At 36.2% G+C, this 23,248-nt stretch carries 21 protein-coding genes; 15 read left to right on the plus strand and 6 right to left on the minus strand.

All coding sequences use genetic code 11. The annotated features are described in order from the left end of the window. The first annotated feature begins 211 nt into the window (after positions 1-211). Together B5P40_RS24875 and calY are read left to right on the plus strand one after the other, a co-directional pair. Complete coding sequence (locus tag B5P40_RS24875; protein WP_002168858.1) at positions 212-1,045, plus strand: DUF4047 domain-containing protein; 834 nt, start codon at positions 212-214, stop codon at positions 1,043-1,045. A gap of 443 nt (positions 1,046-1,488) precedes the next feature. Next, on the plus strand, positions 1,489-2,082 hold the full coding sequence (gene calY, locus B5P40_RS24880; RefSeq protein WP_113710098.1) for a biofilm matrix protein CalY: 594 nt from the start codon (positions 1,489-1,491) through the stop codon (positions 2,080-2,082). Between the two features lie 82 nt (positions 2,083-2,164). On the opposite strand, the gene B5P40_RS24885 is transcribed toward calY, so the two are convergent. Both B5P40_RS24885 and B5P40_RS24890 read right to left on the minus strand, forming a co-directional pair. Further along, positions 2,165-2,488: a helix-turn-helix domain-containing protein gene (locus tag B5P40_RS24885; RefSeq protein WP_113710099.1), complete on the minus strand. Its 324-nt coding sequence runs from the start codon at positions 2,486-2,488 to the stop codon at positions 2,165-2,167. Between the two features lie 79 nt (positions 2,489-2,567). After that, the gene (locus B5P40_RS24890) at positions 2,568-2,702 is read right to left on the minus strand and encodes an anti-repressor SinI family protein (protein ID WP_002011474.1); all 135 of its coding nucleotides are present in this window, start codon (positions 2,700-2,702) and stop codon (positions 2,568-2,570) included. Between the two features lie 342 nt (positions 2,703-3,044). On the opposite strand from B5P40_RS24890, the gene inhA1 reads away from it, so the two are divergent. The 11 genes from inhA1 (at position 3,045) to B5P40_RS24945 (ending at position 16,179) form a co-directional block, all read left to right on the plus strand. After that, positions 3,045-5,432 (plus strand): M6 family metalloprotease immune inhibitor InhA1, encoded by a 2,388-nt coding sequence (gene inhA1 / locus B5P40_RS24895; protein ID WP_002188852.1) that lies wholly within the window; start codon positions 3,045-3,047, stop codon positions 5,430-5,432. Positions 5,433-5,602: 170 nt separating this feature from the next. Next, on the plus strand, positions 5,603-6,970 hold the full coding sequence (locus B5P40_RS24900; protein WP_113710100.1) for an aldehyde dehydrogenase: 1,368 nt from the start codon (positions 5,603-5,605) through the stop codon (positions 6,968-6,970). A gap of 237 nt (positions 6,971-7,207) precedes the next feature. Continuing rightward, the gene (gene potA, locus B5P40_RS24905; protein ID WP_002030425.1) at positions 7,208-8,191 is read left to right on the plus strand and encodes a spermidine/putrescine ABC transporter ATP-binding protein PotA; all 984 of its coding nucleotides are present in this window, start codon (positions 7,208-7,210) and stop codon (positions 8,189-8,191) included. Then, on the plus strand, positions 8,188-9,036 hold the full coding sequence (potB, locus tag B5P40_RS24910) for a spermidine/putrescine ABC transporter permease PotB (protein ID WP_002126118.1): 849 nt from the start codon (positions 8,188-8,190) through the stop codon (positions 9,034-9,036). Before potA ends, potB begins: the two co-directional genes overlap by 4 nt. Before the next feature lie 6 nt (positions 9,037-9,042). Then, positions 9,043-9,843 (plus strand): spermidine/putrescine ABC transporter permease PotC, encoded by an 801-nt coding sequence (gene potC / locus B5P40_RS24915; protein WP_002011483.1) that lies wholly within the window; start codon positions 9,043-9,045, stop codon positions 9,841-9,843. Between the two features lie 38 nt (positions 9,844-9,881). Next, the gene (potD, locus tag B5P40_RS24920) at positions 9,882-10,931 is read left to right on the plus strand and encodes a spermidine/putrescine ABC transporter substrate-binding protein PotD (RefSeq protein ID WP_002011485.1); all 1,050 of its coding nucleotides are present in this window, start codon (positions 9,882-9,884) and stop codon (positions 10,929-10,931) included. Between the two features lie 59 nt (positions 10,932-10,990). After that, positions 10,991-11,638: a phosphatase PAP2 family protein gene (locus B5P40_RS24925; protein ID WP_113710101.1), complete on the plus strand. Its 648-nt coding sequence runs from the start codon at positions 10,991-10,993 to the stop codon at positions 11,636-11,638. Positions 11,639-11,748: 110 nt separating this feature from the next. Further along, a complete protein-coding gene (locus tag B5P40_RS24930; RefSeq protein WP_002166118.1) occupies positions 11,749-13,941 on the plus strand; it encodes an MMPL family transporter in 2,193 nt (730 codons plus the stop codon). 100 nt (positions 13,942-14,041) lie between these two features. Next, positions 14,042-14,458 (plus strand): hypothetical protein, encoded by a 417-nt coding sequence (locus B5P40_RS24935; RefSeq protein WP_002126125.1) that lies wholly within the window; start codon positions 14,042-14,044, stop codon positions 14,456-14,458. 100 nt (positions 14,459-14,558) lie between these two features. Beyond that, positions 14,559-15,482: an RluA family pseudouridine synthase gene (locus B5P40_RS24940; protein WP_113710102.1), complete on the plus strand. Its 924-nt coding sequence runs from the start codon at positions 14,559-14,561 to the stop codon at positions 15,480-15,482. Between the two features lie 91 nt (positions 15,483-15,573). Further along, positions 15,574-16,179, plus strand: a complete 606-nt coding sequence (locus B5P40_RS24945; protein WP_113710103.1) for a DUF1648 domain-containing protein — start codon at positions 15,574-15,576, stop codon at positions 16,177-16,179. Positions 16,180-16,214: 35 nt separating this feature from the next. On the opposite strand, the gene B5P40_RS24950 is transcribed toward B5P40_RS24945, so the two are convergent. The 4 genes from B5P40_RS24950 to B5P40_RS24965 form a co-directional block, all read right to left on the minus strand. After that, the gene (locus B5P40_RS24950) at positions 16,215-17,045 is read right to left on the minus strand and encodes a CAP domain-containing protein (RefSeq protein WP_002030537.1); all 831 of its coding nucleotides are present in this window, start codon (positions 17,043-17,045) and stop codon (positions 16,215-16,217) included. A 455-nt stretch (positions 17,046-17,500) separates the two neighbouring features. Next, positions 17,501-18,829, minus strand: coding sequence for a (Fe-S)-binding protein (locus B5P40_RS24955; protein WP_113710104.1), 1,329 nt, complete (start codon positions 18,827-18,829; stop codon positions 17,501-17,503). Further along, the gene (glcD, locus tag B5P40_RS24960; protein WP_002188861.1) at positions 18,826-20,238 is read right to left on the minus strand and encodes a glycolate oxidase subunit GlcD; all 1,413 of its coding nucleotides are present in this window, start codon (positions 20,236-20,238) and stop codon (positions 18,826-18,828) included. Before glcD ends, B5P40_RS24955 begins: the two co-directional genes overlap by 4 nt. 117 nt (positions 20,239-20,355) lie before the next feature. Next, entirely contained in the window at positions 20,356-21,471 is a 1,116-nt protein-coding gene (locus B5P40_RS24965) for a CdaR family transcriptional regulator (protein ID WP_002011596.1), read from the minus strand. Positions 21,472-21,607: 136 nt separating this feature from the next. On the opposite strand from B5P40_RS24965, the gene B5P40_RS24970 reads away from it, so the two are divergent. Further along, positions 21,608-22,579, plus strand: a complete 972-nt coding sequence (locus tag B5P40_RS24970; protein WP_113710105.1) for a YncE family protein — start codon at positions 21,608-21,610, stop codon at positions 22,577-22,579. Beyond that, entirely contained in the window at positions 22,576-23,247 is a 672-nt protein-coding gene (locus tag B5P40_RS24975) for a response regulator transcription factor (RefSeq protein ID WP_002126137.1), read from the plus strand. Before B5P40_RS24970 ends, B5P40_RS24975 begins: the two co-directional genes overlap by 4 nt. Position 23,248: the final 1 nt, after the last annotated feature.

Raw genomic sequence — 23,248 nt, forward strand, 5'->3', positions numbered from 1 at the left:
TCCAAGTAATAGTGTAACATCCATGTGTGCACATGGTCTTTTTTACACTGTCTACCTAAAGGGGATAATACCACAAAAGTGGTAGTCTCTTTTTGTGTTAAAAGAGAAATGTAAAAAGAAACATAATTTTTATATCATTTTGTAATTCACTTTATTATAATAAAGGTATAGTTCTTGATAAAGAACAAGTTGTTCGATAGGAGAGATTAAAATGCTGAAGGCACCTCGCAAATTCAAAAAGATGCTTATATTGCCATGTTTGTGCTCTATTACTTTTTATTTAGGTTCTCAAATGATGACTTATACAGAGGCAGCTTTCATTCATGAGACGAAAGTGCAGGCTACTATTTCTACAGCAAGTATTTTTCCAAAAACAGTTGATCAGTTGACAGAACAAGCTAAGCAACATAAGGAAGTAATTTTGCATGAGTATGAAGAGATGAAATCGAAAGTAACTTTCACTTCCACTCAAGAATTAGAACAGGCGCTTGTTACGTGGAAGCAAGGACGTGAGAAAATTGTTACTGAGAGGGAACTGTTACAAAAGGTATATGCATCAATAGAAAATCCTTATAACAAAGTGAAAGAAGAGTTAAAGGGAAATAAAAGTGAATCTAATAAGCAAGTATTCTCGTATGTGAATGCTGGTTTTCATATAGTTAAAGAGCACTGTGAGTATGTTGATAAAGAGGTTAATTTACAGGTGATTGATAAACAAATTCAAGCTTTTGAAAAATTATTAGTAGATGAAACAGCAAAGCAAGTGAGTGAGGCTGAGAAGCAAAAGAAATTAGAAGAGAGTAAGAAGCAAGAAGAAGCGAAAAAGCTAGAAGAGAGCAAGAAACAAGAAGAGGCGAAAAAGTTAGAAGAGAGTAAGAAGCAAGAAGAAGCGAAAAAGCTAGAAGAGAGCAAGAAACAAGAAGAGGCGAAAAAGCTAGAAGAGAGTAAGAAACAAGAAGAGGCGAAAAAACTAGAAGAGAGTAAGAAGCAGGAAGAGGCGAAAAAACTAGAAGAGAGTAAGAAGCAAGAAGAAAAGAAGGAATAGTAAGTAAAATACAGCAGCATTTCGGAAGGAATAAATACAATGATACGACAAATAGGTGAGAGAGCCCTACGACTCACCTATTTGCTTTGTTTTTCTTATTTCACTATTCGTGGGTATAAGGTCTTCACCTAAAAATTTAACGAATGCGAGGAAGTTAGTTGGAAGCCCACCGCTTGGTGAAGGTTAATGATCAGTGGGGATGGACAGAAAAACACTGATTAAAGTTTCACTTTATTTCTCAATACTTTTCTGAAAAAAAGGAAAAAATGTTGAGAAATAAAAATAATCAAAATATATATTGTATTTATATAGTCTTGTTCGTTATAATGAACTTAAGGTTTTAAAAAAAGAACAAATATTAGCTAAGCTAATATAGTTTTAGTTACACCTCTTATTTTGAAATAAGAGATAAAAATACAAAAAACAGCTAGGGGGAATTGATTGTGAGTCTGAAAAAGAAATTAGGTATGGGAGTTGCATCAGCAGCATTGGGGTTATCTTTAATTGGTGGAGGAACATTCGCTTACTTTAGCGATAAAGAAGTATCAAACAATACATTTGCAGCCGGGACGTTAGATCTTACATTAAACCCTAAAACGCTTGTAGATATTAAAGATTTGAAACCAGGGGATTCTGTTAAGAAAGAGTTCTTATTAAAGAACGACGGTAATTTAACAATTAAAGACGTTAAATTAGCGACAAAGTATACTGTGAAAGATGCAAAAGGTGATAATGCTGGTGAAGACTTCGGTAAGCATATTAAAGTGAAATTCCTTTGGAACTGGGATAAACAAAGCGAGCCTGTATATGAAACAACTTTAGCTGATTTACAAAATGCTGATCCAGATCTTTTAGCTAAAGACATCTTTGCTCCTGAGTGGGGAGAAAAAGGTGGCTTAGAAGCTGGTACAGAGGACTATCTATGGGTACAATTTGTATTCGAAGAGAATGGTCAAGATCAAAATAAATTCCAAGGTGATTCATTAAACTTAGAATGGACGTTCAATGCTAACCAAGAAGCGGGCGAAGAAAGATAATAAATAAAAAAAAGCGGGTATCTCCCGCTTTTTTTTAATAAAGAAAAAAGGAGCGCTAGTCTTATACGCTCCTTCATATATATTATTTTTGATTTTGTTTCCACTGTGTAAATTCTAGAAATTCACGGAACTGTTCTTTTGAGACACCAGAGCTCATTGCATCTTTAACGAGTTGTGTCCATTCGGAGTCTAGGTGACCCTCCGTTGTTGTTTCATCGTGAAGTAAAGTATCAACTTGAATTTGTAGAACAGCTGCAATTTTTTCAAGAAACTGAATAGAAGGGTTTTTTTGTAAATTCCGTTCTATAGAACTAATGTAAGATTTAGCGACACCAGCTTTTTCGGCGAGTTCTGTTAATGAAATGCCTTTTTGTAAACGAAGGCGTTTTATACGTTCTCCTATCATATTTGCGCACCTTTCTATCAATATGTAGTCGTCTTATGATGTGATTATTATAACATAAAATTCGTTAAAAAGAACGAGGCTATTGAGCCTGGCTCGTATGCTTCATACGTTGAAAAAAGTGTTCAATATCTTGCAGGGCAATGCCAGCATCTAGAGCTTCAAGTATTAAATCAATCCATTCTTGATCTAGTGAGTCAGCCTTATCTTTGTACAAATGTAATTCCTCCCTAATTAGTGGTCATAATTGCTGCTACAGAATATATGATAATGCAATCGGATTTTGTATTTTATATAGTGAATTATCAAATATTTTGTAGATGAAACAAAGATAAAATCCCCATTAAATTCCCTCTATGGCGATTATAAAGTTTCTGACAAATATTTTCAATATTTTCTGAAAATATTGTTGAATTGTGATATATTCGTATACTAACTATGAAATTTTTACAAATATATTAAAAAAATTACATAATATAACTAAATATTGAAAATATATTGAATTTTTAATAATATAGAGTGTGTAATACATATTTTATATTAGGGGAGGCAATAAGGGATGAAAAAGAAACCATTTAAAGTGTTATCATCAATTGCTTTGACAGCTGTTCTAGGCTTGTCGTTTGGTGCTGGAAGCCAGTCTGTATATGCTGAAACGCCGGAGAACAAGACAGCTACAAGCCCAGTTGATGATCACTTAATCCCAGAAGAGAGATTAGCAAATGCGCTAAAAAAACGTGGGGTAATTGATTCATCTGCTTCAGGGACAGAAACAAAGAAAGCTGTCGAAAAGTATGTAGAGAAAAAGAAGGGTGAAAATCCTGGGAAAGAAGCGGCAAGTGGGGACCAACTTACGAAAGATGCATCTGACTTTTTAAAGAAAGTGAAAGATGCAAAGGCAGATACGAAAGAAAAATCAGAGCAGCCAGCAAACGGGACTACAGCAGGAACAGGTCCAGTTAGAGGAGGCTTAAATGGGAAAGTACCAACTTCACCTGCTAAGCAAAAAGAGTATAACGGTGAAGTTCGTAAAGATAAAGTACTTGTTTTACTTGTAGAGTACGCTGATTTCAAGCATAACAATATTGATAAAGAGCCTGGCTACATGTATTCTAACGATTTTAACAAAGAACATTATGAAAAAATGTTATTCGGTAATGAGCCATTCGCGTTAGAAGATGGAAGCAAAATCGAAACGTTTAAACAATATTACGAAGAGCAATCAGGTGGTAGTTACACAGTGGACGGAACAGTCACAAAATGGTTAACAGTTCCAGGTAAAGCTGCTGATTACGGTGCAGATGCTGGTACAGGTCATGATAATAAAGGACCAAAAGGACCACGTGATCTAGTAAAAGATGCATTAAAAGCGGCTGTAGATAGCGGACTTGATTTATCACAGTTTGATCAGTTCGATCAATATGATGTAAATGGTGATGGGAATCAAAATCAACCGGACGGTTTAATCGATCACTTAATGATTATTCATGCGGGTGTTGGACAAGAAGCTGGCGGTGGTAAATTAGGTGATGATGCAATTTGGTCACATCGCTGGACAGTTGGACCAAAACCATTCGCAATTGAAGGTACACAAGCGAAAGTTCCATATTGGGGCGGAAATATGGCAGCATTCGACTACACAATTGAACCAGAAGATGGCGCGGTTGGTGTATTCGCACATGAATATGGCCATGATTTAGGTCTTCCAGATGAGTATGATACACAGTATAGCGGTGATGGTGAACCGGTTGAAGCTTGGTCTATTATGAGTGGCGGAAGCTGGGCTGGTAAAATCGCAGGAACAACGCCAACGAGTTTATCACCACAAAATAAAGAGTTTTTCCAAAAAACAATCGGTGGTAACTGGGCGAATATCGTAGAAGTAGATTACGAGAAATTAAATAAAGGTATCGGTCTTGCAACATACTTAGACCAAAGTGTTACGAAGTCAGATCGTCCAGGTCTGATTCGTGTTAACTTACCAGATAAAGATGTAAAAGGAATTCAGCCTGCATTTGGTAAACAGTATTACTACAGCACAAAAGGTGATGACCTTCATACAACGATGGAAACGCCACTATTCGATTTAACGAAAGCAACGACTGCAAAATTCGATTATAAGTCATTGTATGAAATCGAAGCAGAGTACGATTTCCTTGAAGTACACGCTGTAACAGAAGATGGACAAAAAACGTTGATTGAAAGAATTGGTGAGAAAGCAAATAGTGGAAATGCAGCTACGACAAATGGAAAATGGGTTGATAAATCATATGATTTAAGTCAATTCAAAGGTAAGAAAGTGAAACTAGTATTTGAATATATTACAGACGGTGGATTGGCGTTAAATGGATTTACACTTGATAATGCGTCACTAACTGTAGATGGAAATGTTGCATTCTCTGATGATGCAGAAGGTACACCACAATTCAAATTGGACGGTTTCGTTGCATCTAACGGAATGGATAAGAAAAAGCATAACTACTATGTAGAGTGGAGAAACTATGCGGGTTCAGATAACGCATTGAAATTTGCTCGCGGTCCAGTATATAACACTGGTATGGTTGTATGGTATGCGGATTCAGCTTACACAGATAACTGGGTTGGCATACATCCAGGACATGGTTTCCTTGGTGTAGTTGACTCTCATCCAGAAGCAATTGCAGGAACTTTAAATGGCAAACCAACATTTACAAGCAGTACGCGATTCCAAATTGCTGATGCGGCGTTCTCATTCGACAAAACGCCAGCTTGGAAAGTTGTATCTCCAACGCGTGGAACATTCGTATACGATGGATTACCAGGGGTACCGAAGTTCGATGACTCTAAAAAGTATATTAATGAGCAGATTCCAGATGCAGGACGTATTTTACCGAAGCTTGGTCTGAAGTTTGAAGTAGTAGGACAAGCTGATGATAATTCTGCAGGTGCTGTTCGTTTATACCGTTAATACAGTAAAACTACCGGGAGATTTTCTTTCGGTAGTTTTTTGTGAGCAATGAATTTTATATAAAGGGAAAAGTTATATATAATGTAACTTTAAGAATAGAAATTTGTTACATATGAAGTCTATATAAATAATGAAAGAATTGGATAAACATAGTGGGAGAAGGTGAGTGAATGAGTATTTCCTCTATTGTAAATAAACAAAAGGAATATTTTTATAATGGATATACGAGAAGTATAGAAACAAGAAAAAATAATTTGAAAAAGCTTTATGATGGAATTCAGCGTTTTGAAGAAGAGATATTTCAAGCATTGAAATTAGATTTAAATAAGTCAGTTCATGAGTCGTTTACAACGGAAGTGGGGTATGTATTAAAAGAAATTTCTTTTCAATTGAAACATATGTCATCGTGGAGTAAACCGAAGCGAGTTCGAACAGCACTAACTCATTTCGGATCGAAGGGGAAGGTAGTACCAGAACCGTATGGTGTGACGCTTATTATCGCACCGTGGAACTATCCGTTTCAGTTAGCAATTGCACCTCTAGTAGGAGCGCTGGCAGCTGGGAATACAGTTGTTTTAAAGCCGTCAGAGTTAACGCCAAACGTTTCAAAAGTGCTTACGAGAATGTTAGGTGAATTATTCCCAGAAGAGCTTGTATCGGTAGTAGAAGGCGGCGCTCAGGAAAGCACTGCACTTTTAAAGGAACCGTTTGACTATATTTTCTTTACAGGTAGTGTTGGTGTCGGAAAAGTTGTGATGGAAGCAGCGGCGAAAAAATTAACGCCTCTTACGTTAGAGCTTGGCGGGAAAAGCCCATGTATTGTACATAAAGATGCAAAGCTAGATGTAACCGCAAGACGTATCGTTTGGGGCAAGTTTTTGAATGCTGGGCAGACGTGTGTAGCACCTGATTATATGTACGTTCATTCTTCAGTGAAAGAGCAGTTAATCGAGGCATTAAGACATGAAATCGCAGAGCAATATGGAAAAGATGCTTTGCAAAATGACAATTATGTGCGAATTGTGAGTGAGCGTCATTTTGAACGTTTATGTACATTTTTGCAAGATGGTAAACCTGTGATTGGCGGGAATTATACGAAAGAAACATTACACATCGAGCCGACAGTGTTAACGAATGTTACATGGCAAAGTGCTGTTATGGAAGATGAAATTTTTGGGCCGATTTTACCAATTATAGAATATGACAAAATAGAAGAGGTAATTGAAACGATTCAGCACCATCCAAAGCCGTTAGCACTATATGTATTTTCTGAAGATAGAAAAGTGCAAGAGAAAGTGACGAGTAATATTTCATATGGCGGAGGATGTATAAATGATGTCGTATATCATCTTGCAACGCCATATTTACCTTTTGGGGGCGTTGGAAGTAGTGGATTAGGCAGCTATCATGGTGAACAAAGTTTTCGGACTTTTTCCCATTATAAAAGCATTTTGTCCCAATCTACAGCATTCGACATGAAAATTCGTTACTCTTCTACAAAAAGTGCTTTAAAATTCATACGAAAGTTGTTAAAATGATGATGGTGTTTATCAGTAGGCGTAGCCGTATGATAAAAACCCCTTCGCAACTGAAGGGGTTTTTCTGTTCGACATATGTATCATGCGAAAATGAATCAAACATACTACATAAAGAATAGAAGAGAACGCTGCTAAACAACCATTTTTGTTTGGATCGAAACAAAAAAATAGTCTATAGAACATAAATATTTATTCATGAATATAAAAATTAAAATTTAAGGTAGATAGGACGGGAAAATGAAAAAGATTATTAAAGTTGAAGCAGTAGAAAAACATTTTGGAAATCAAGTGATTATCCCCCCTCTTTCTTTAGATATTAAAGAAGGAGAATTTTTAACAATTTTAGGACCGAGTGGTTGCGGGAAAACGACTTTACTTCGTATGATCGCAGGATTTGAAACCCCAACTAAAGGGAATCTTTTATTAGATGATGAAAAGATTAACGATTTGCCGCCATACAAGCGTCATATGAATTTAGTGTTCCAACATTACGCACTATTCCCACATATGAATGTTGAAAAAAATATTTGTTTCGGTATGAAAATGCAAAAAGTATCAGCAGCAGAACAGAAAGAACGTGCGGAAGAGGCAATGCGTTTAACGCAGTTACTTGAGTTCCGTAATCGTAAACCTTCGAAGCTTTCTGGTGGACAGCAGCAGCGTGTAGCAATTGCAAGAGCAATTGTAAACAACCCACGTGTATTACTATTAGATGAGCCACTTGGAGCGCTTGACTTTAAGTTAAGAAAAGATTTGCAACGTGAATTGAAAAACTTACAACGTAATTTAGGAATTACGTTCATATATGTAACGCACGATCAAGAAGAAGCGATGAGTATGAGTGATCGTATTGTCGTTATGAATAAAGGGCATATCGAACAAGTCGGCACGCCTAAGGAAATTTACAATAAGCCGAAAACATTGTTTGTTGCGACGTTCATCGGTGAAAATAATATCGTGAAAAATGGGGAAAACTACGTAGCAGTTCGCCCTGAAAATGTAAAAGTTCGCTCGGTTGAAGAGCCAATTTTAAAAGAATACCATCTTGGACATATTGAAGATATTGAATTTGTTGGAAATATGGAAAAGCTATATGTACGTGAGGAGAAAACAGCGGAATTACTAATGGCATACCAAACTGCTGAAGAAGCAACGCAGTGGAGCATTGGAGATAATGTATATGTAGGCTGGGAGCAAGAGGACGAGGTGACCTTAAATTGAAGAAAGGGAAATTACTCGCATTACCTACAGTCGTATGGCTGTTACTCTTCTTCCTAATTCCACTTCTGTTCGTATTAGCATTTGCCTTCATGCAGCGCGGAGCATACGGGACAGTGGAAATGAAATTTACATTAGATAACATAGCACGTGTGTTTGATCCATTATATATGGGGACGTTATGGGAAACAGTGAAGATAGCTGTTATTACGACAGTACTATGTTTATTAATCGGTTATCCATTCGCCTATACAATTACAATTGTTGATCGTAAATATCGTTCTATCCTTCTATTATTGGCAACGATTCCGTTCTGGATTAACTTTCTTGTTCGTTCATACGCATGGATTGTTATTTTACGTTCACAAGGTCTTGTAAACACATTGCTATTGAAACTAGGTATTATTAGTGAACCTTTAAATCTGCTATATAATACGCCTTCTGTAATACTCGGAATGGTATATTCTTTATTACCATTTATGATTTTACCAGTGTATGCAGCAATTGAGCAGCTTGATAAGCGTAAGCTAGAGGCGGCTTATGATTTAGGAGCAACACCAGTAAAGGCATTTTGGAATGTAACAGTACCGATGACGATGTCAGGGATTACTACTGGTTCTATTTTAGTATTCGTTTCTTCTATTGGAATGTTTGTTGTATCAGACGTTATGGGTGGATCGAAAGTAGCATTAATCGGAAACGTAATTCAAAACCAATTCTTAGGTTCACGTGACTGGCCGTTTGGTTCCGCGTTATCTATGATTGTTGTTCTATTCTCTGTTCTGTTAATTTACTTATATTATCGTGCAACGAAAGTATATAAATATGATGGAAACGGAGGGGAATAGGCAAAAATGAAGAAGTTTTTAGTTTCTTATTCTTGGTTAATCTTATTGTTTTTGTATTTTCCAATGATGGTTTTAATGGTATATTCCTTCAACGATTCTCGCATTAATGCGGAATGGGAGGGCTTTACACTCCATTGGTATACAGATTTATTTCAAAAACAAGATGTTATTGATGCGTTTGTAAATAGTATGACGATTGCTGTTATAACGACAATTGTGACGACAGTTCTTGGTGTGATTTTTGCTATTGCATTACACCGTTACAAATATCGTTTTGAAGGGGCCATTAACGGTCTTGTATATTTACCAATTTTAATTCCTGATATTTTAATGGGATTATCTTTACTTATCCTATTTAGTCAATTAGGTATGGAACTTGGAAAAACAACAATTATTATTGCACACATTACATTCAGTATTTCATTTGTTGTTGTTATTTTAGCGGCACGTCTTTCTGGTATGGGACGTGATTTAGAAGAGGCTGCAAACGATTTAGGAGCAACGCCGTGGCAAACGTTTCGTTATGTAACGTTTCCAGCAATTGCACCAGGAGTTATTTCAGCCGCATTATTAACATTCACATTATCGATTGATGATTTTGTAATTAGTTTCTTCGTATCAGGACCAGGATCAACAACATTGCCATTATACATTTATAGTATGGTTAAGCGTGGAGTATCGCCTGAAATTAATGCTCTTTCTACAATATTAATTGTTGTAATTGTAGGATTAATGGTGCTATCGGAAATCTTCCGTAATAAAGGTGCAGACGGTGAAGAGAACTCTGGAGGACACCTTCCTTTATAATACGAATGATATAGAAAGAACGAGGAGGTAATAAACCGATGAAATTAGTGAAGAGATTAGCTGGTATAGCAATTAGCTTCAGTCTTGCTGCAGGTGTACTTGCTGGTTGTGGTGAGAAAAAAGAAGAATTAAACATTTATAGCTGGGCTGACAATTTTGATGAGCAAGTTTTAAAAGATTTTGAAAAGAAATATAACGTGAAAATTAACTACGATAAATATGCAAGTAATGAAGAAATGCTTGCGAAATTACAAGCTGGTGGCGCGACATATGATTTAATTCAGCCATCTGATTACATGGTGAAAACGATGGCGAAGATGGACTTATTAGCGCCTTTAGATAAGAAGAATATCCCGAACATCGAGAACCTTGTTTCTAACTTTAAAACACCTGCGTTTGATCCAGAGAATAAGTATTCTCTAGTATATACTTGGGGTGTAACAGGAATTGCATACAATAAAAAGTATGTGAAAGAAACACCTACAAGCTGGAATGATTTATGGAACGAGAAATATAAAGGACATGTTACTTTATTAAACGATTCTCGTGAAGTATTAGGAATGGGACTTAAGAAAAACGGTTTCTCTAATAGCACGAAAGAGGATGCACAGTTAAAGACAGCGTCTGCTGATTTGCAGAAGCTACTTCCAAACTTATTAGCATTCGATACAGATAACATTAAACAAAAATTCATTACAGAAGATGCTTGGATCGGGACAGTTTGGTCTGGAGACGCAGCATTCATTGCGAAAGACAATAAAGATGTAGGATACGTTGTACCAAAAGAAGGTGGCACAATTTGGGCTGATACGTTAGCAATTCCAAAAGGTGCGAAAAATAAAGAACTTGCAGAGAAGTTTATGAACTACTTATTAGATGAAAAAGTAAGTGTGAAAAACTACGAGTCAATTGGTTACAGTAATCCAAATGAAAAAGCTCATCCTCTTCATAGTAAAGAATATCGTGATAATCACATGATCTTCTTAACAAAAGAAGAATTAGATCGTACAGAGTGGCTTGTTGATGTAGACGATAAGTTAAAAGACTACGATCGCTACTGGACAGAGCTGAAAACAAAAGGTAAATAAGTAAGAAAATGCGGTTTCTAAAGTAGAAATCGCATTTTTTCATAGTAGGAGGAAATCGATTGAAGAAAAAGTTACATCAGTATGAATTAATGTGTATCATTTTGTTGTTTGTTCTATTTAGTATCATCGCTTGGAGGGTATATGTAGGTGGTGTTACAATGATGGATACATACGTACGTGATATGGTAAAAGGATTGCAAACGGAAAGCTCACTTACATTCTTCTCCTATTTTACAAAGCTAGGATCTGCAATTGGAGTTATAACGACACTAATTATAAGTTTGCTCGTTTTTTGGAAAAAGCGTTATTATGCTGCTATGATTGTGTACCCAATGGCTATATTAATGACACACCTTGTTAATAAGGGAATAAAAGAAATTGCAAAAAGAGACCGCCCATCATTAAATGAGGCACTTGACGCACTTGGGTATAGCTTCCCAAGTGGACATGCAATGCTATCTATTATAACATTTGGTTTTCTTGCCTATATCATTGCTGCGAATTTGAAGAGTGTAGCTGGAAAATGTGGTATTACGATTTCAATGGGCATATTAATTATATTGATTGGATTAAGTAGAGTCATTTTAAATGTTCATTATCCAACCGATATTTTAGCAGGTTACTGCGTAGGTGGCATTTTGTTAATCATCGCAATTTATTGTCATCGTTTACTTACCGAGAGATTGGGACTTAATAACGAGAGATAGAAAAACGTCTAGAAAAACTAGTATTATAGTTTTTCTAGACGTTTTTTGTTTACGGGGAGATGTGATACAGTATAAATGACAAGTGAATTATATAAAGTAGGTGAAAATGTGTGAAGACAAATGTACATAAAATTGATAAGTGGGGGAAGTTAGGAACTTTTTTGTATCAATTTCGTTATACAGTAATTGTAGCATTACTACTACTTGCGATAGTGCTCGGTATTTTTGCTCCAAAACTTCCAGGAGTACTGGGCGGTGATGGTTTCCAAACAGAAGGGGATTATCAAAAGACGAAAGAAATTTTAGATAAAGATTTTAAGCAGTCTCAAGATACACTTTTACTCGTTTTTGAGAAGGAAAAGGATACTTCGCATGAGGAGTTCCAAAAGCGTATAGAGGGGATAATAAATCAAATTGAAGAGAAAGAAAAATACGAATCTTTCCATCATCCAATGCAAAATAAAGAGATGTTACAAGATGATATCGGTTATGCGACGATTTTATTTTCCGGGAAAACAAATAAAGAACGAATGGAAAAGACATTACAATTTGCCGGGAAAATCGAGAAGGAAAGTAATAGCGTATTAAAAGTAACACCGACAGGATATCCGAAAATTAATCAAGAGATTAATGAAAGAACGCAAAATGATTTAAAAGTAGCAGAGATGATTGGATTACCTATTGCTTTTCTCGTACTATTATTCTCATTTGGTAGTCTGATTGCGTCTATTTTACCGATTGTAAATGGCGCGCTTAGTGTCATTAGTACGATGGGGATTTTATATTTTATAGGTAGTGATAAAGAGCTATCTATTTTCGTGTTAAATGTTGCACCGATGATTGGACTCGCATTATCAATTGATTTCGCACTGTTATTTGTAAATCGTTTTCGAGAGGAAGTTGCGAAGAGAACAGTGAAAGAAGCGATAGCGATTACGTATCAAACGGCAGGGCGTGCTATCGTATTTTCAGGGTTATGTGTATTCGTCGGTTTATCAGGCTTATTTTTCTTTAAGATAGATTATATTCAGTCTGTTGCTATTAGCGGGATGATTGTCGTTATTATGAGCATTTTGTTTTCGCTCACACTTCTTCCGGCGCTATTATCTTTAATTGGTAAAAGGATATTAAAAAAGAATCAGGCGGCGCCTACGCCATCAAATGTATGGCGTAAATTTGCACAGTTTGTAATGAAACATCCAATCGTCATGATTATTGTTGTTACAACATTTATTGTTATTTGTTTATTACCGCTACGTACAGCTAACTTGCAGTTTCCTGGTGTTGAAGCGTTACCTGAAAAGAGTGATACGAGAGTTGCATTTGAGAAGTATGAAGAAGCCTTTAATAAAACTGTCCAAACACACGCTGATGTGACATTAGTAGTAGAGACGAAGAAAGATATAACAGAAAAAGAAAGTTTACAAAAGATAGAAGCTGTTGTTCAAAAGTTAAAAGACGATAAGCAAGTATATAAGGTGAAAAGTGTATATGACGGGCTAAATGGAATGAAAGCAGATCAAGTTGCTGGAATGTTACAGTCGCCAGAGGCTGCGAAAATAGCTCCTGTATTTGAAGCGTATACGAAAGGGAATAAAACAACAATGGAAGTCTTTTTGGATACGAAGCCAAGTACAGAAACCGCAAAACAATGGGTTCGTGATTTCAAAAAGAATTATAAAGAAAATGATGTTACTTATTATTTGGGCGGTATGACGACGTTCCAGCAAGAGTTAGAAGATGAAATTAAAGATAAAGTTGCAATTGGTATGTCTGTTATATTTGGATCAACCTTTGTCATTTTATTATTCGCATTCCGCTCTATACTCATTCCAATTAAAGCTATTATTATGAACGTACTTAGTTTAAGTGCAACAATTGGAATTGTTATTTGGTTATTTGAAGGTGGTCATTTCGGATTAGAAGAGAGTTCAGTTTTATTTGTATTACCAATCTTTATTTTCGGCCTCGTATTTGGGCTTAGCATGGATTATGAAGTATTTCTTATTTCACGTATTCATGAGCTTTATGAAGAAACAGGAGATAACGATCAAGCAACGTTAGAAGGGCTTGTTTCGACAAGTAGGATTATTACGTCCGCCGCTTTAATTATGATTGTTGTTACCGGTGCGTTCGCCTTTACTGATATTTTACCAGTAAAGCAGATGGGGCTTGGGGTTGCATTAGCAATATTTCTTGATGCAACAATTATCCGTCTTATGCTCGTACCAAGTTTAATGAAATTGTTTGGGGATTGGAACTGGTGGCTACCATTTCGAAAGAAAAGAGAAAAATCATCGTAAAAAAAACTCATCTATAAGATGAGTTTTTTTTATGAATAGCAGGGCCCATATTTTGCGCATAGTATGTGATAAGAACATTACATACAAGTAGGTGAAGGCAATGTTTCGTTATTTTAAGTTTAAGCTAAATGATACAGTACAGTTTGCTGAAAACGATGGGCATATGTATCGCATTGTCGGTTATCGGTTGGAAAAAGGGTTTTACCCAAAAGATGAATGGACTCATATTATTTATGAACTGCTTAGAGACTTTGACGGGTATACGATGGATGCGGAAGAAGAGGAACTTGTAAAAGTCATTCAAGTAGAGGATGAGTATTACAAAATACAAGAAGTATCGGGGTATCGCTATCCAGTAAAAATGAAGCAAAAGCAACAAGTTATGAAAGGAGAGAAAATAGACGACTTATTAGATACGTACAACGACTATAAACGATTGGCGGATTTCTTTAAAGATTTATTGTATGAACAAAAAGCTGAAGAAGTGTTGCAGGAAATGAAAAGGCTTAGAGCGTGAGGGGACAGTCGATTATAAGGCTGTCCTCTATTTTTGACGGTGCATCAAATTATGTTTTCCGTTACAATGAGAGAATCAATAGAAATAAGGTGATTATAGTATGGAAACAAAGAAAAAGGGCGAATGGTGCGAAATTACGGTTCCAGCGACGTGGAATGGTATAAGTATTGAGTCGTTGTTAAAAGTAGAATGGGAATTACCAAAAAAGTTATTACATCAGCTTCGTATGGAAAAAGGTGTTACGGTTAACGGAGAACAAAGGAGATGGAATGAACTTTTAAAAGAAGGAGATAAGTTACAAGTTCATATGTTTATGGAGGAGGAGTACGGCGTAGAGCCGGAATATGGTGAATTAAATGTAGTGTTTGAAGACGATCACGTACTCATTGTAAATAAGCAGGGGCAAATGGATACACATCCTTCTGAAAAAAATGGGACGGGAACACTTGCCAATCTTGTTGCTTTTCATTTTCAAATGCAAGGTTTAGAGACGAGGGTTCGGCATATCCATAGATTAGATAAAGATACGACAGGTGGGGTTGTATTCGCAAAACATAGAATTGCGGGTGCAATTATGGATCGTTTATTAATGGAACGGAAAATCAAAAGAACGTATATGGCACTTGTTGAAGGAAAAGTAAAAAAGAAGCAGGGGACAATTGATGCAGCTATCGGAAGAGATCGACATCATGCTACAAGGCGTCGTGTTTCTCCAAAGGGAGACCAAGCTATAACGTATTATAAAGTAGAGAAATATTTTAAAAAACAAAATGCGACGCTCGTAACGTTACAGTTAGAAACCGGTAGAACGCATCAAATTCGCGTTCATATGAGCTATAATGGAAATCCATTAGTTGGGGATGTATTATATGGTGGGCAAACAACATATATGTCCGGGCAAGCGTTACATGCGATGAAGATTAATTTTTTGCATCCGATTACGAAAGAAGAGATCGTTGTTGACGTACCTTTCCCTACAAATTTAAACGATACAATGAAAAAATTTGAAAGAGAAAATAGGTAAAGTGTAAGTTTAAAGTTGAAAAAGGTAGATTTTTGCAGGGATTTCTCTGAAAGAGGCGAAGCCGTTAAGAGAAAAGAGAGGTGAGAATTACTTGATCAAATATAAATATATGCTAGGGATATTTTTCGCTTGTCTTTTACTTACTCTATGTATTTATCCATATTTACCAACTCGTATGGCAGTGCATTGGAACGAGAATGGTGGAGCGAACGAGTTTATGAGTAAACAAGTTGTCGTATTATTTATCCCTGTCCTTATTATTATTTTACATGGATTAGTATATGTTATTTTACATAATATATATAAGTTTAATGAAGGGGAGTATTTCATTATAAATGGATTTATAAAGAGTATTACTTTATTTATGATATTTGTCCATATACTAATTCTCTTTATTAATTTGGGAAGTATTATATCCTTTCAGACAGGACTAACGATTGGAATTAGTATGTTTCTTTTTATGTTTAGTAAAGTGTTTAAAAAGGTGAAGGATAGAGAGAAAGAACCGATCAAATTACAAAAAATCCGTTTAGTTAGTAGGCGAATCTTTCAAGTGATGGCATGCAGCATATTATTTTCGTTGCTTTTGAGCCTGAAGTGGGGGTTTTACTTGTTAATTAGTGTAATAAGCTGCGGGTCTATTTTGTTTATGTTCTACATTTTATACGCATACATATTAGAAAGCTATGAAACATAAAAAAAGAGTCTTCTTCTAGAAGACTCTCTTTTTATTTACTTCGTAATAAATTGTTGTGTCCAGTAGTTGCCGCTTTCTACATAGCCAACACCGATATGAGTGAAGCCACTATTTAAGATGTTTGCACGGTGTCCGGCACTGTTCATCCAAGCTTGTACAACTTCTTCTGGAGTACGTTGTCCTTGGGCGATGTTTTCACCTGCAGATTTATAAGAAATACCAAATTTTTTCATCATGTCAAACGGAGACCCGTATGTAGGGCTGTTATGATCAAAGTAGTTGTTTTTTTGCATATCTTCAGACTTAATGCGTGCTACTTTGCTTAATTCAGTATCGATTTGTAATGCTGATAAGCCTTGTTTTGTACGCTCTGCGTTTGTTAATTCAACAACGCGTTGTTCGAATTCGCTTAAAGATTTTGCTTCTTCAGCAGGCTTTTGCTCAGCAGGTTTTTGTGTTTCGTTTTGAGTATTGTTGTTTTCAGCTGGTTTTTGAGCTTCTGGTTTAGCAACTTCTTCAGCAGGCTTTTGTTCAGCTGGTTTTTGAGTTTCCTCAGCAGGCTTTTGAGCTTCTGGCTTAGCTGTTGGTTGTTCAGTAACAACATTTTCAGTAGGCTGTTGACCAGGAATGAAGCAATCTTGTTGGAATTGTCCTTGGTTCCATTGTGCTAATGATTCAACTCCCATAGATTGTAAGAATGCTTGTAATTCTTGTTGGCTCATTTGCTTCATCATCATTTTTGAATGCTGAATATTTTGAACCTTTATGTTAGATGGTTGTACTGTTGCAGCTTGTGCATCTAAAGAAGATACTCCTAAAGTAAGAGCTGTTGCAGCAGCTACAGATAATAAAACACGCTTTTTCATGATGTGTGTCCCCCTATATAAAGTTTTAATTTGTTTTCACACGATTTGTTTTTGACAGCCTGTCTGACTGACCAATTCATCGTAGCATACAATTTGCGAGAAAAAAGATGGAAAAAAATTCATAGACTTAAAATTTTCCTAATTTATCCTAAGAAGAGGAAAGGGATGAAATAAGAGAAACATAGAGTATAAAAGGAATTTTTAGCATTTTTATACTTGGTTTTAAGAGGGGGTTTTTGGATAAATGTACCTATATTAAAAATGAAGAATCCTATTGTATCAATGATTTTAGCATTTTTTTGAGGAATATACTGGATGTATTTTTACAAAACTGTAATGTTTCTGTTGTTCTTTTTTATAATAAAGTAACATATTTTTAATGTTGTAGCGGACAAAAAAGCGGCTATCTCTTTACCTAGACGAAGGAGATAGCCGTTTTCCTATTATTACGTATGTTACGAGTTGGTTTCAATTGCTTCTAATAATAGATCAACAATGTGAATTCCTCTCATTTTATGAGAAAGACCTTCGCGTTCAATACCTAGTTTCATTTGTAATAGACATCCAGGGTTTGCAGTAACAATTGTCGCTGCATCTGTTTCATGTACACGGTCCATTTTGTAATCTAGAAATTCCATTGATAACTCCGAATGGACAATATTATAAATACCAGCAGAACCACAGCAACGGTCCGCATCTTTCATTTCGCGGTATGTTGCGCCTTGAATGGCCTCTAGTAACATACGAGGTTCCGAAGATGTTCGCATAACATTGCGTAAATGACAAGAGTCTTGATACGTAATGATTTGCGGCGTGAGTCGTAAGTCATTACGTTTATGGAAATCTAGTTCTACTAGTATAGCAGTAATATCTTTAATTTTAGAAACAAATTGCTTTGCGCGTTCAGCCCATTTGGGATCATCTTTTAACAGATAATCATAGTCTACGAGGTAAGCTCCGCAACCACCTGCATTCGTAATAATATAGTCGATGTTTAAATCTTCGAATGCTTCTATATTTCGTTTTGCTAATTCTTTTGCTCCACTCTTTTCACCAGCATGCCCATGTAATGCCCCGCAGCAACTTTGTGTTTTCGGAATAACGATATCACAACCAGCAAGTTGAAGAAGTTTCATCGTTGCGTTATTTGTTTCTAAAAACATCGTATCCATTAAACAGCCTGTGAAGAATGCAACTTGTTTCTTCTTTGCCACCTCAGCAGGTAAAAATTCAGGACGATCTTTCATTGCTTTCATTTTAGGGACTTTTGGCAAAACGAGGTCCATCGTTGCAAGTGTTTCAGGGAATAACTTCATAATACCTGTTTTATGTGTTAGCGTTTGTAAACCAGAACGCTGGTAAAATCCGATTAGTCCTGTTAATGTTCGCATTCGGTTTTGATGTGGGAATAGTCCTTCAAAAACAACTTTACGAACAGCTCTCACGGGCATGGAGAACTTTTTATTTTGATTAATAATATCACGAGCTTCTTCTAATAAATGTCCATAATTCACACCAGATGGACAAACAGGTTCACAAGCGCGGCAGCCAAGGCAAACATTTAATGTATCTTCAACATCTTCATCCGGCTCAATTAAACCATCAACGACGGCTTTCATTAAGGCGATACGTCCGCGTGGGGAATGTGATTCTTTATACCCAGATTGAATGTAAGTAGGGCAAGTTGGTAAACAAAAGCCGCATCGCATACAGTTTAGTAGTTCATCTTCACTTAATCGTTCTTTAAATTCCTTTTGAATGTTTTCTTTATTTAATGTGTTCATCGCTCAACCACCACTCTTTTACGAGAGTCTTTCGCGAACATCTTTCCAGGATTCATAATGTTGTTTGGGTCGAAGGCTTGTTTAATCCCTTGCATAGCAGCGATACCTTCTTTACCTAATTTCATTTCTAAATACGGAGCTTTCATTGCGCCAACACCATGTTCACCAGTAATCGTACCACCAAGCTCAATCGCTTTCGCAAATATTTCAGCAAAAGCTTGTTCGGCACGATGCATTTCTTCTTCATTACGGGCATCTGTCATACAAGTCGGATGCAAGTTACCATCACCAGCATGACCAAAAGTACAAATAGGAATATTATATTTCTTTGCAATTGCATTAATTGCTTCAACCATTGGAGCGATTTGTGAACGTGGTACAGTTGCATCTTCTAATATTGTTGTCGGTTTTAGTCTTGCAAGTGCTGATAGTGCACTACGGCGTGCTGTACGAAGCGCATCTGCTTCCGCTTCATCTTTTGCAACGCGAACATCGACCGCATTCATAGCACGGCAAACGTTAGCCATTTTTTCGATATCTCGATTGACAACCTCGGGCGGGCCGTCTTGTTCAATTAATAAAATTGCTTTAACGTCAGTTGGTAAACCGATTTGTGCAAACTCTTCTACAACTTCAATTGTTGGTTGATCTAAAAACTCAAGTGTCGCCGGAATAATTTTATTTGCAATAATAGCAGAAACAGCTCGAGCAGCTTCGTTAATATCTTCATATAGCGCAAGCATCGTTTTCTTCGTTTCAGGCATAGGGACAAGTTTTAATATAGCTTCCGTAACAACACCAAGTGTTCCTTCAGAACCAATAAATAAACGAGTTAAATCATAACCAGCTACATCTTTTGCTAATTTACCACCAGTGCGAATGATATCGCCGTTCGGTAAAACAATTTCAAGCCCCATTACATAATCACGTGTTACGCCATATTTTAAACCACGTAATCCGCCGGAGTTTTCATTAATGTTACCGCCGATTGTAGAAATTTTCATAGAGCTTGGATCTGGTGGATAAAATAAACCTTTTTCTTCTACTGCTTTAATAATATCAAGTGTAATAACACCAGCTTGTACAGTAATTGTTAAATTCTCTTCGTCAATTTCTAAAATATTGTTCATATGGCGGAAAATAAGGACGATACCACCTTCAAGTGGACAAGTTCCAGCGCAAAGATTTGTTCCAGACCCGCGAACGTATACAGGGATTTTATGAGTGTTACACACTTTTAACACGTCTGCTATTTCATTTGTATTACGAGGAGCAATGACTGCATCAGGCATCGCTTGGAAGTTTGGAGTGGCATCATAACTATAAGTTAAACGCCCCATATTGGATGTATCTACATTATCTTCGCCAACAATAGATACGAATGAATCAATAATTTGCTTTTCTAACATTGGAAATCCCCCTCAAACTGTTAACGTATTTCGTCATAATAAAAAACGTTGTAACAGTGCTTTCATTATAATGATAAAAAAGTTGGAGGATTCTTTCTATGTGCAATCACCTAAAGATTAATCTGTTTTATCGTTATTTTTTGTATGATTATCTAATAAGAGGAGTGCGAAGTATAAAATATTTAAATCTTTGAATTGTTTCGGGTCAAGTCCTGTATGTTCTTCAATCTTTTTTAGCCTGTAATGCAATGTGTTAATGTGTATATGTAATTGCTCAGCTGTCTGCTTATAAGATTGGTTATAATCGATAAATAAACGTAAAGTGTGCATAAGCTCAGGAGATGATACTAAGTTTTCAATGGTACGCTCTAGAAACTGTTCTCGAGTTTCAGTAGAAATATCTTGTAAGCACATTTCTAAACGTAAATCTTCATTAAATACAATTTTTTTCGTTTCAAGTGATACTGAAAGGGCGCGTAATGCTTGTTCGTACGATAAATTCATATTGCTTGGCGTAACTGTCTGTCCAATCCCGATATATAAAGTAATAGAAAATAAAGTTTCACAGTCTTGTTTTAACCGTTTTAAAAATTGAAAGGTTTGCTCTTTGGATTGGATTGTTGTAAACAAAATAAACCGATCATTTCCCCAGCGAACAAATAAATTTTCTTTTGCTAAAATGTTGCGCATATGTTGCCAAATTTTACGCTGGAGCATCGTATTATCTTGGGCGATTGATAATAAAATAAGTTGTTTCTTCTTATATAAATCAATGCCAAGCGTTTTTGCACGATCGAGAAAACTTGGAGACCAGTCTGTATTTTGAAGCCAATCAAAGACAAATGCTTCATAAGACCGGTGCTCAAGTTCTAGTTGTTCTAAAAAGTAGTTTTCATGAATTAATAATTCGGTCATCTTACGTAATATTTCTCCGTATTGTGAAATATTTTCAGGTTCTCCTGTAATTCCAATCACGCCGATTACTTCGTCATGGAATAGTAAAGGAAGGTTCATCCCAGCTTTTACACCTTGCAGTCGTCGTTCATCATCTTTTGTAATAATGACAGTTTTCTTTTGTTTCGCACAGCGGAGTGCACCTTCATGAAATTGACCGATTCTTTCCGCATCTGTACTTGCGATAATAACGCCTTGTATATTAATAATAATAATGTTTTCAGTAATTAATCTGCGTACTTCACGTACAATTTTATTCGCTAAATCAGGAAAAAGCATAATTTACACACCTCAAATTCTATTTGTTGTACATTATATATGTAAGTTTATTAATAAAGGAAGATTTCACATTTTCCACACATTTATTTGTTATTTTACAATTATAACGAAATCATCCGAAGATGGAGGGAATCTTTTGAGAAAGTATGTTTTTCTTCTCTGTTTTTTATTTCTATTAGTAGGGTGTCAAGGAAGTTCATATACACCGATTGCTAAAGATAAAAGTGTTATTATAACAACGAATATAAAGGAAGGTAGTATTAGTTTTATTGATAAAAAAACAAAGAAGCTATTAACAACATGGGAATTAAATGAGCCGATTGCGGGGGTTACGCTACTTCCAAATGGCGAGGAAATACTTGTTTATGGTAAGCAATTAGAATATATGTATGTATATTCATTAGCAGAAGGAAGACAAGTGGACAAGTATAAGATTGGAAAAGGAATTGCTAATGTTATCGCATCAGATGATGGAACACAATTATTTGCTGCCGATCAAAATGAACAAAAGGTAAGGTTCTTTACGATAAAAGGAAAAGAGACAGGGAGTGTTTCAACAGGAAAAGGGCCGATAACGATGGTAGAGCATCATAACCAGTTATCTGTACTCAACTTTTATGATACGAAACTAACGACCATTGATACAAAGAAAAAAGAAGTGATACAGTCCTTTATGATTCCACCAGCATCAACAGGAGCAACGGTTAGCGCTGATGGGAAAGAAATATGGATTGGTGGACATGGTGATGGAAGTCAAGTGAATGAGAAAGTATTAGTGTATTCTTTACAGAGCGGAGAGATGATGCGTTCTTTACATGCTCCGTTTATGCCTGTGAATATAACAAAGGATGATAAGTATGTATATGCGCTAAGTCACGGTTCAAATACGCTTAGAAAGTTTGATGCAAGTACGTATCAAGAGGCAGGATTTGCAGAAGTAGGATCTAATCCATTTGCATTTTTGAAAAGCGGTGCAGAAGGATATGTAGCTAGTTATGATAGCGATGAAGTATGCGTAATGGATATGAAGAATATGAAAATAAAACAAACAATTAAAGTCGGAAAAGGACCGTTTCAACTCATAGAGAGAGAAGGGGAAGGACAATGAGTAAATATAACGTGCTAGTCGTAGATGACGAAAGTGATATGAGGCAACTTGTCGGAATGTACTTAGATAACTTCGGATACGAGTGGGGAGAAGCTGAAAATGGAAAAGAGGCACTTCGAAAATTAGAGACGGATCATTACGATTTCGTTGTACTAGATATTATGATGCCTGAGATGGATGGGCTTTCAGTTTGTAAAGAGATTCGAAAAACGTCGGATGTACCTATTATATTTTTAACAGCAAAAGGTGAAGAGTGGAATAGGGTGAACGGCTTACGTATGGGAGCAGATGATTATATTGTAAAGCCATTTAGTCCTGGGGAACTAATTGCTCGTATGGAAGCTGTTTTAAGACGATATACAAAGCAAGAACAGCAAGAAGAGATTCAATTTGGACCGATTCTTATTAATGAAAAAAGTAGGAGGGTCGAGACGAATGGTGAGACGATTCCTCTTACGGTAAAAGAGTTCGATTTACTATATTTTCTTTGTCAACATAATGGACAAGTATTTAGCCGGGAACAATTGCTTGAAAAGGTGTGGGGATATGATTATGCAGGAAGTACAAGAACGGTAGATACGCATGTGAAAACGATGCGTCTAAAGCTAGGAGAAAGTGGAAACTACATTCAAACCGTTTGGGGTGTAGGTTATAAATTTGAGGTGTAAC

This window comes from Bacillus sp. SRB_8 (assembly GCF_003264205.1).
GTDB lineage: Bacteria > Bacillota > Bacilli > Bacillales > Bacillaceae_G > Bacillus_A > Bacillus_A mycoides.

Bases quoted from the DNA above. Each gene is read 5' to 3' on its own strand.
- B5P40_RS24875 (WP_002168858.1), top strand. From the start codon at position 212: ATGCTGAAGGCACCTCGCAAATTCAAAAAGATGCTTATATTGCCATGT.
- B5P40_RS24885 (WP_113710099.1), bottom strand. From the start codon at position 2,488: ATGATAGGAGAACGTATAAAACGCCTTCGTTTACAAAAAGGCATTTCA.
- inhA1 (WP_002188852.1), top strand. From the start codon at position 3,045: ATGAAAAAGAAACCATTTAAAGTGTTATCATCAATTGCTTTGACAGCT.
- B5P40_RS24900 (WP_113710100.1), top strand. From the start codon at position 5,603: ATGAGTATTTCCTCTATTGTAAATAAACAAAAGGAATATTTTTATAAT.
- potA (WP_002030425.1), top strand. From the start codon at position 7,208: ATGAAAAAGATTATTAAAGTTGAAGCAGTAGAAAAACATTTTGGAAAT.
- potC (WP_002011483.1), top strand. From the start codon at position 9,043: ATGAAGAAGTTTTTAGTTTCTTATTCTTGGTTAATCTTATTGTTTTTG.
- potD (WP_002011485.1), top strand. From the start codon at position 9,882: ATGAAATTAGTGAAGAGATTAGCTGGTATAGCAATTAGCTTCAGTCTT.
- B5P40_RS24935 (WP_002126125.1), top strand. From the start codon at position 14,042: ATGTTTCGTTATTTTAAGTTTAAGCTAAATGATACAGTACAGTTTGCT.
- B5P40_RS24940 (WP_113710102.1), top strand. From the start codon at position 14,559: ATGGAAACAAAGAAAAAGGGCGAATGGTGCGAAATTACGGTTCCAGCG.
- B5P40_RS24950 (WP_002030537.1), bottom strand. From the start codon at position 17,045: ATGAAAAAGCGTGTTTTATTATCTGTAGCTGCTGCAACAGCTCTTACT.
- B5P40_RS24955 (WP_113710104.1), bottom strand. From the start codon at position 18,829: ATGAACACATTAAATAAAGAAAACATTCAAAAGGAATTTAAAGAACGA.
- glcD (WP_002188861.1), bottom strand. From the start codon at position 20,238: ATGTTAGAAAAGCAAATTATTGATTCATTCGTATCTATTGTTGGCGAA.
- B5P40_RS24965 (WP_002011596.1), bottom strand. From the start codon at position 21,471: ATGCTTTTTCCTGATTTAGCGAATAAAATTGTACGTGAAGTACGCAGA.
- B5P40_RS24975 (WP_002126137.1), top strand. From the start codon at position 22,576: ATGAGTAAATATAACGTGCTAGTCGTAGATGACGAAAGTGATATGAGG.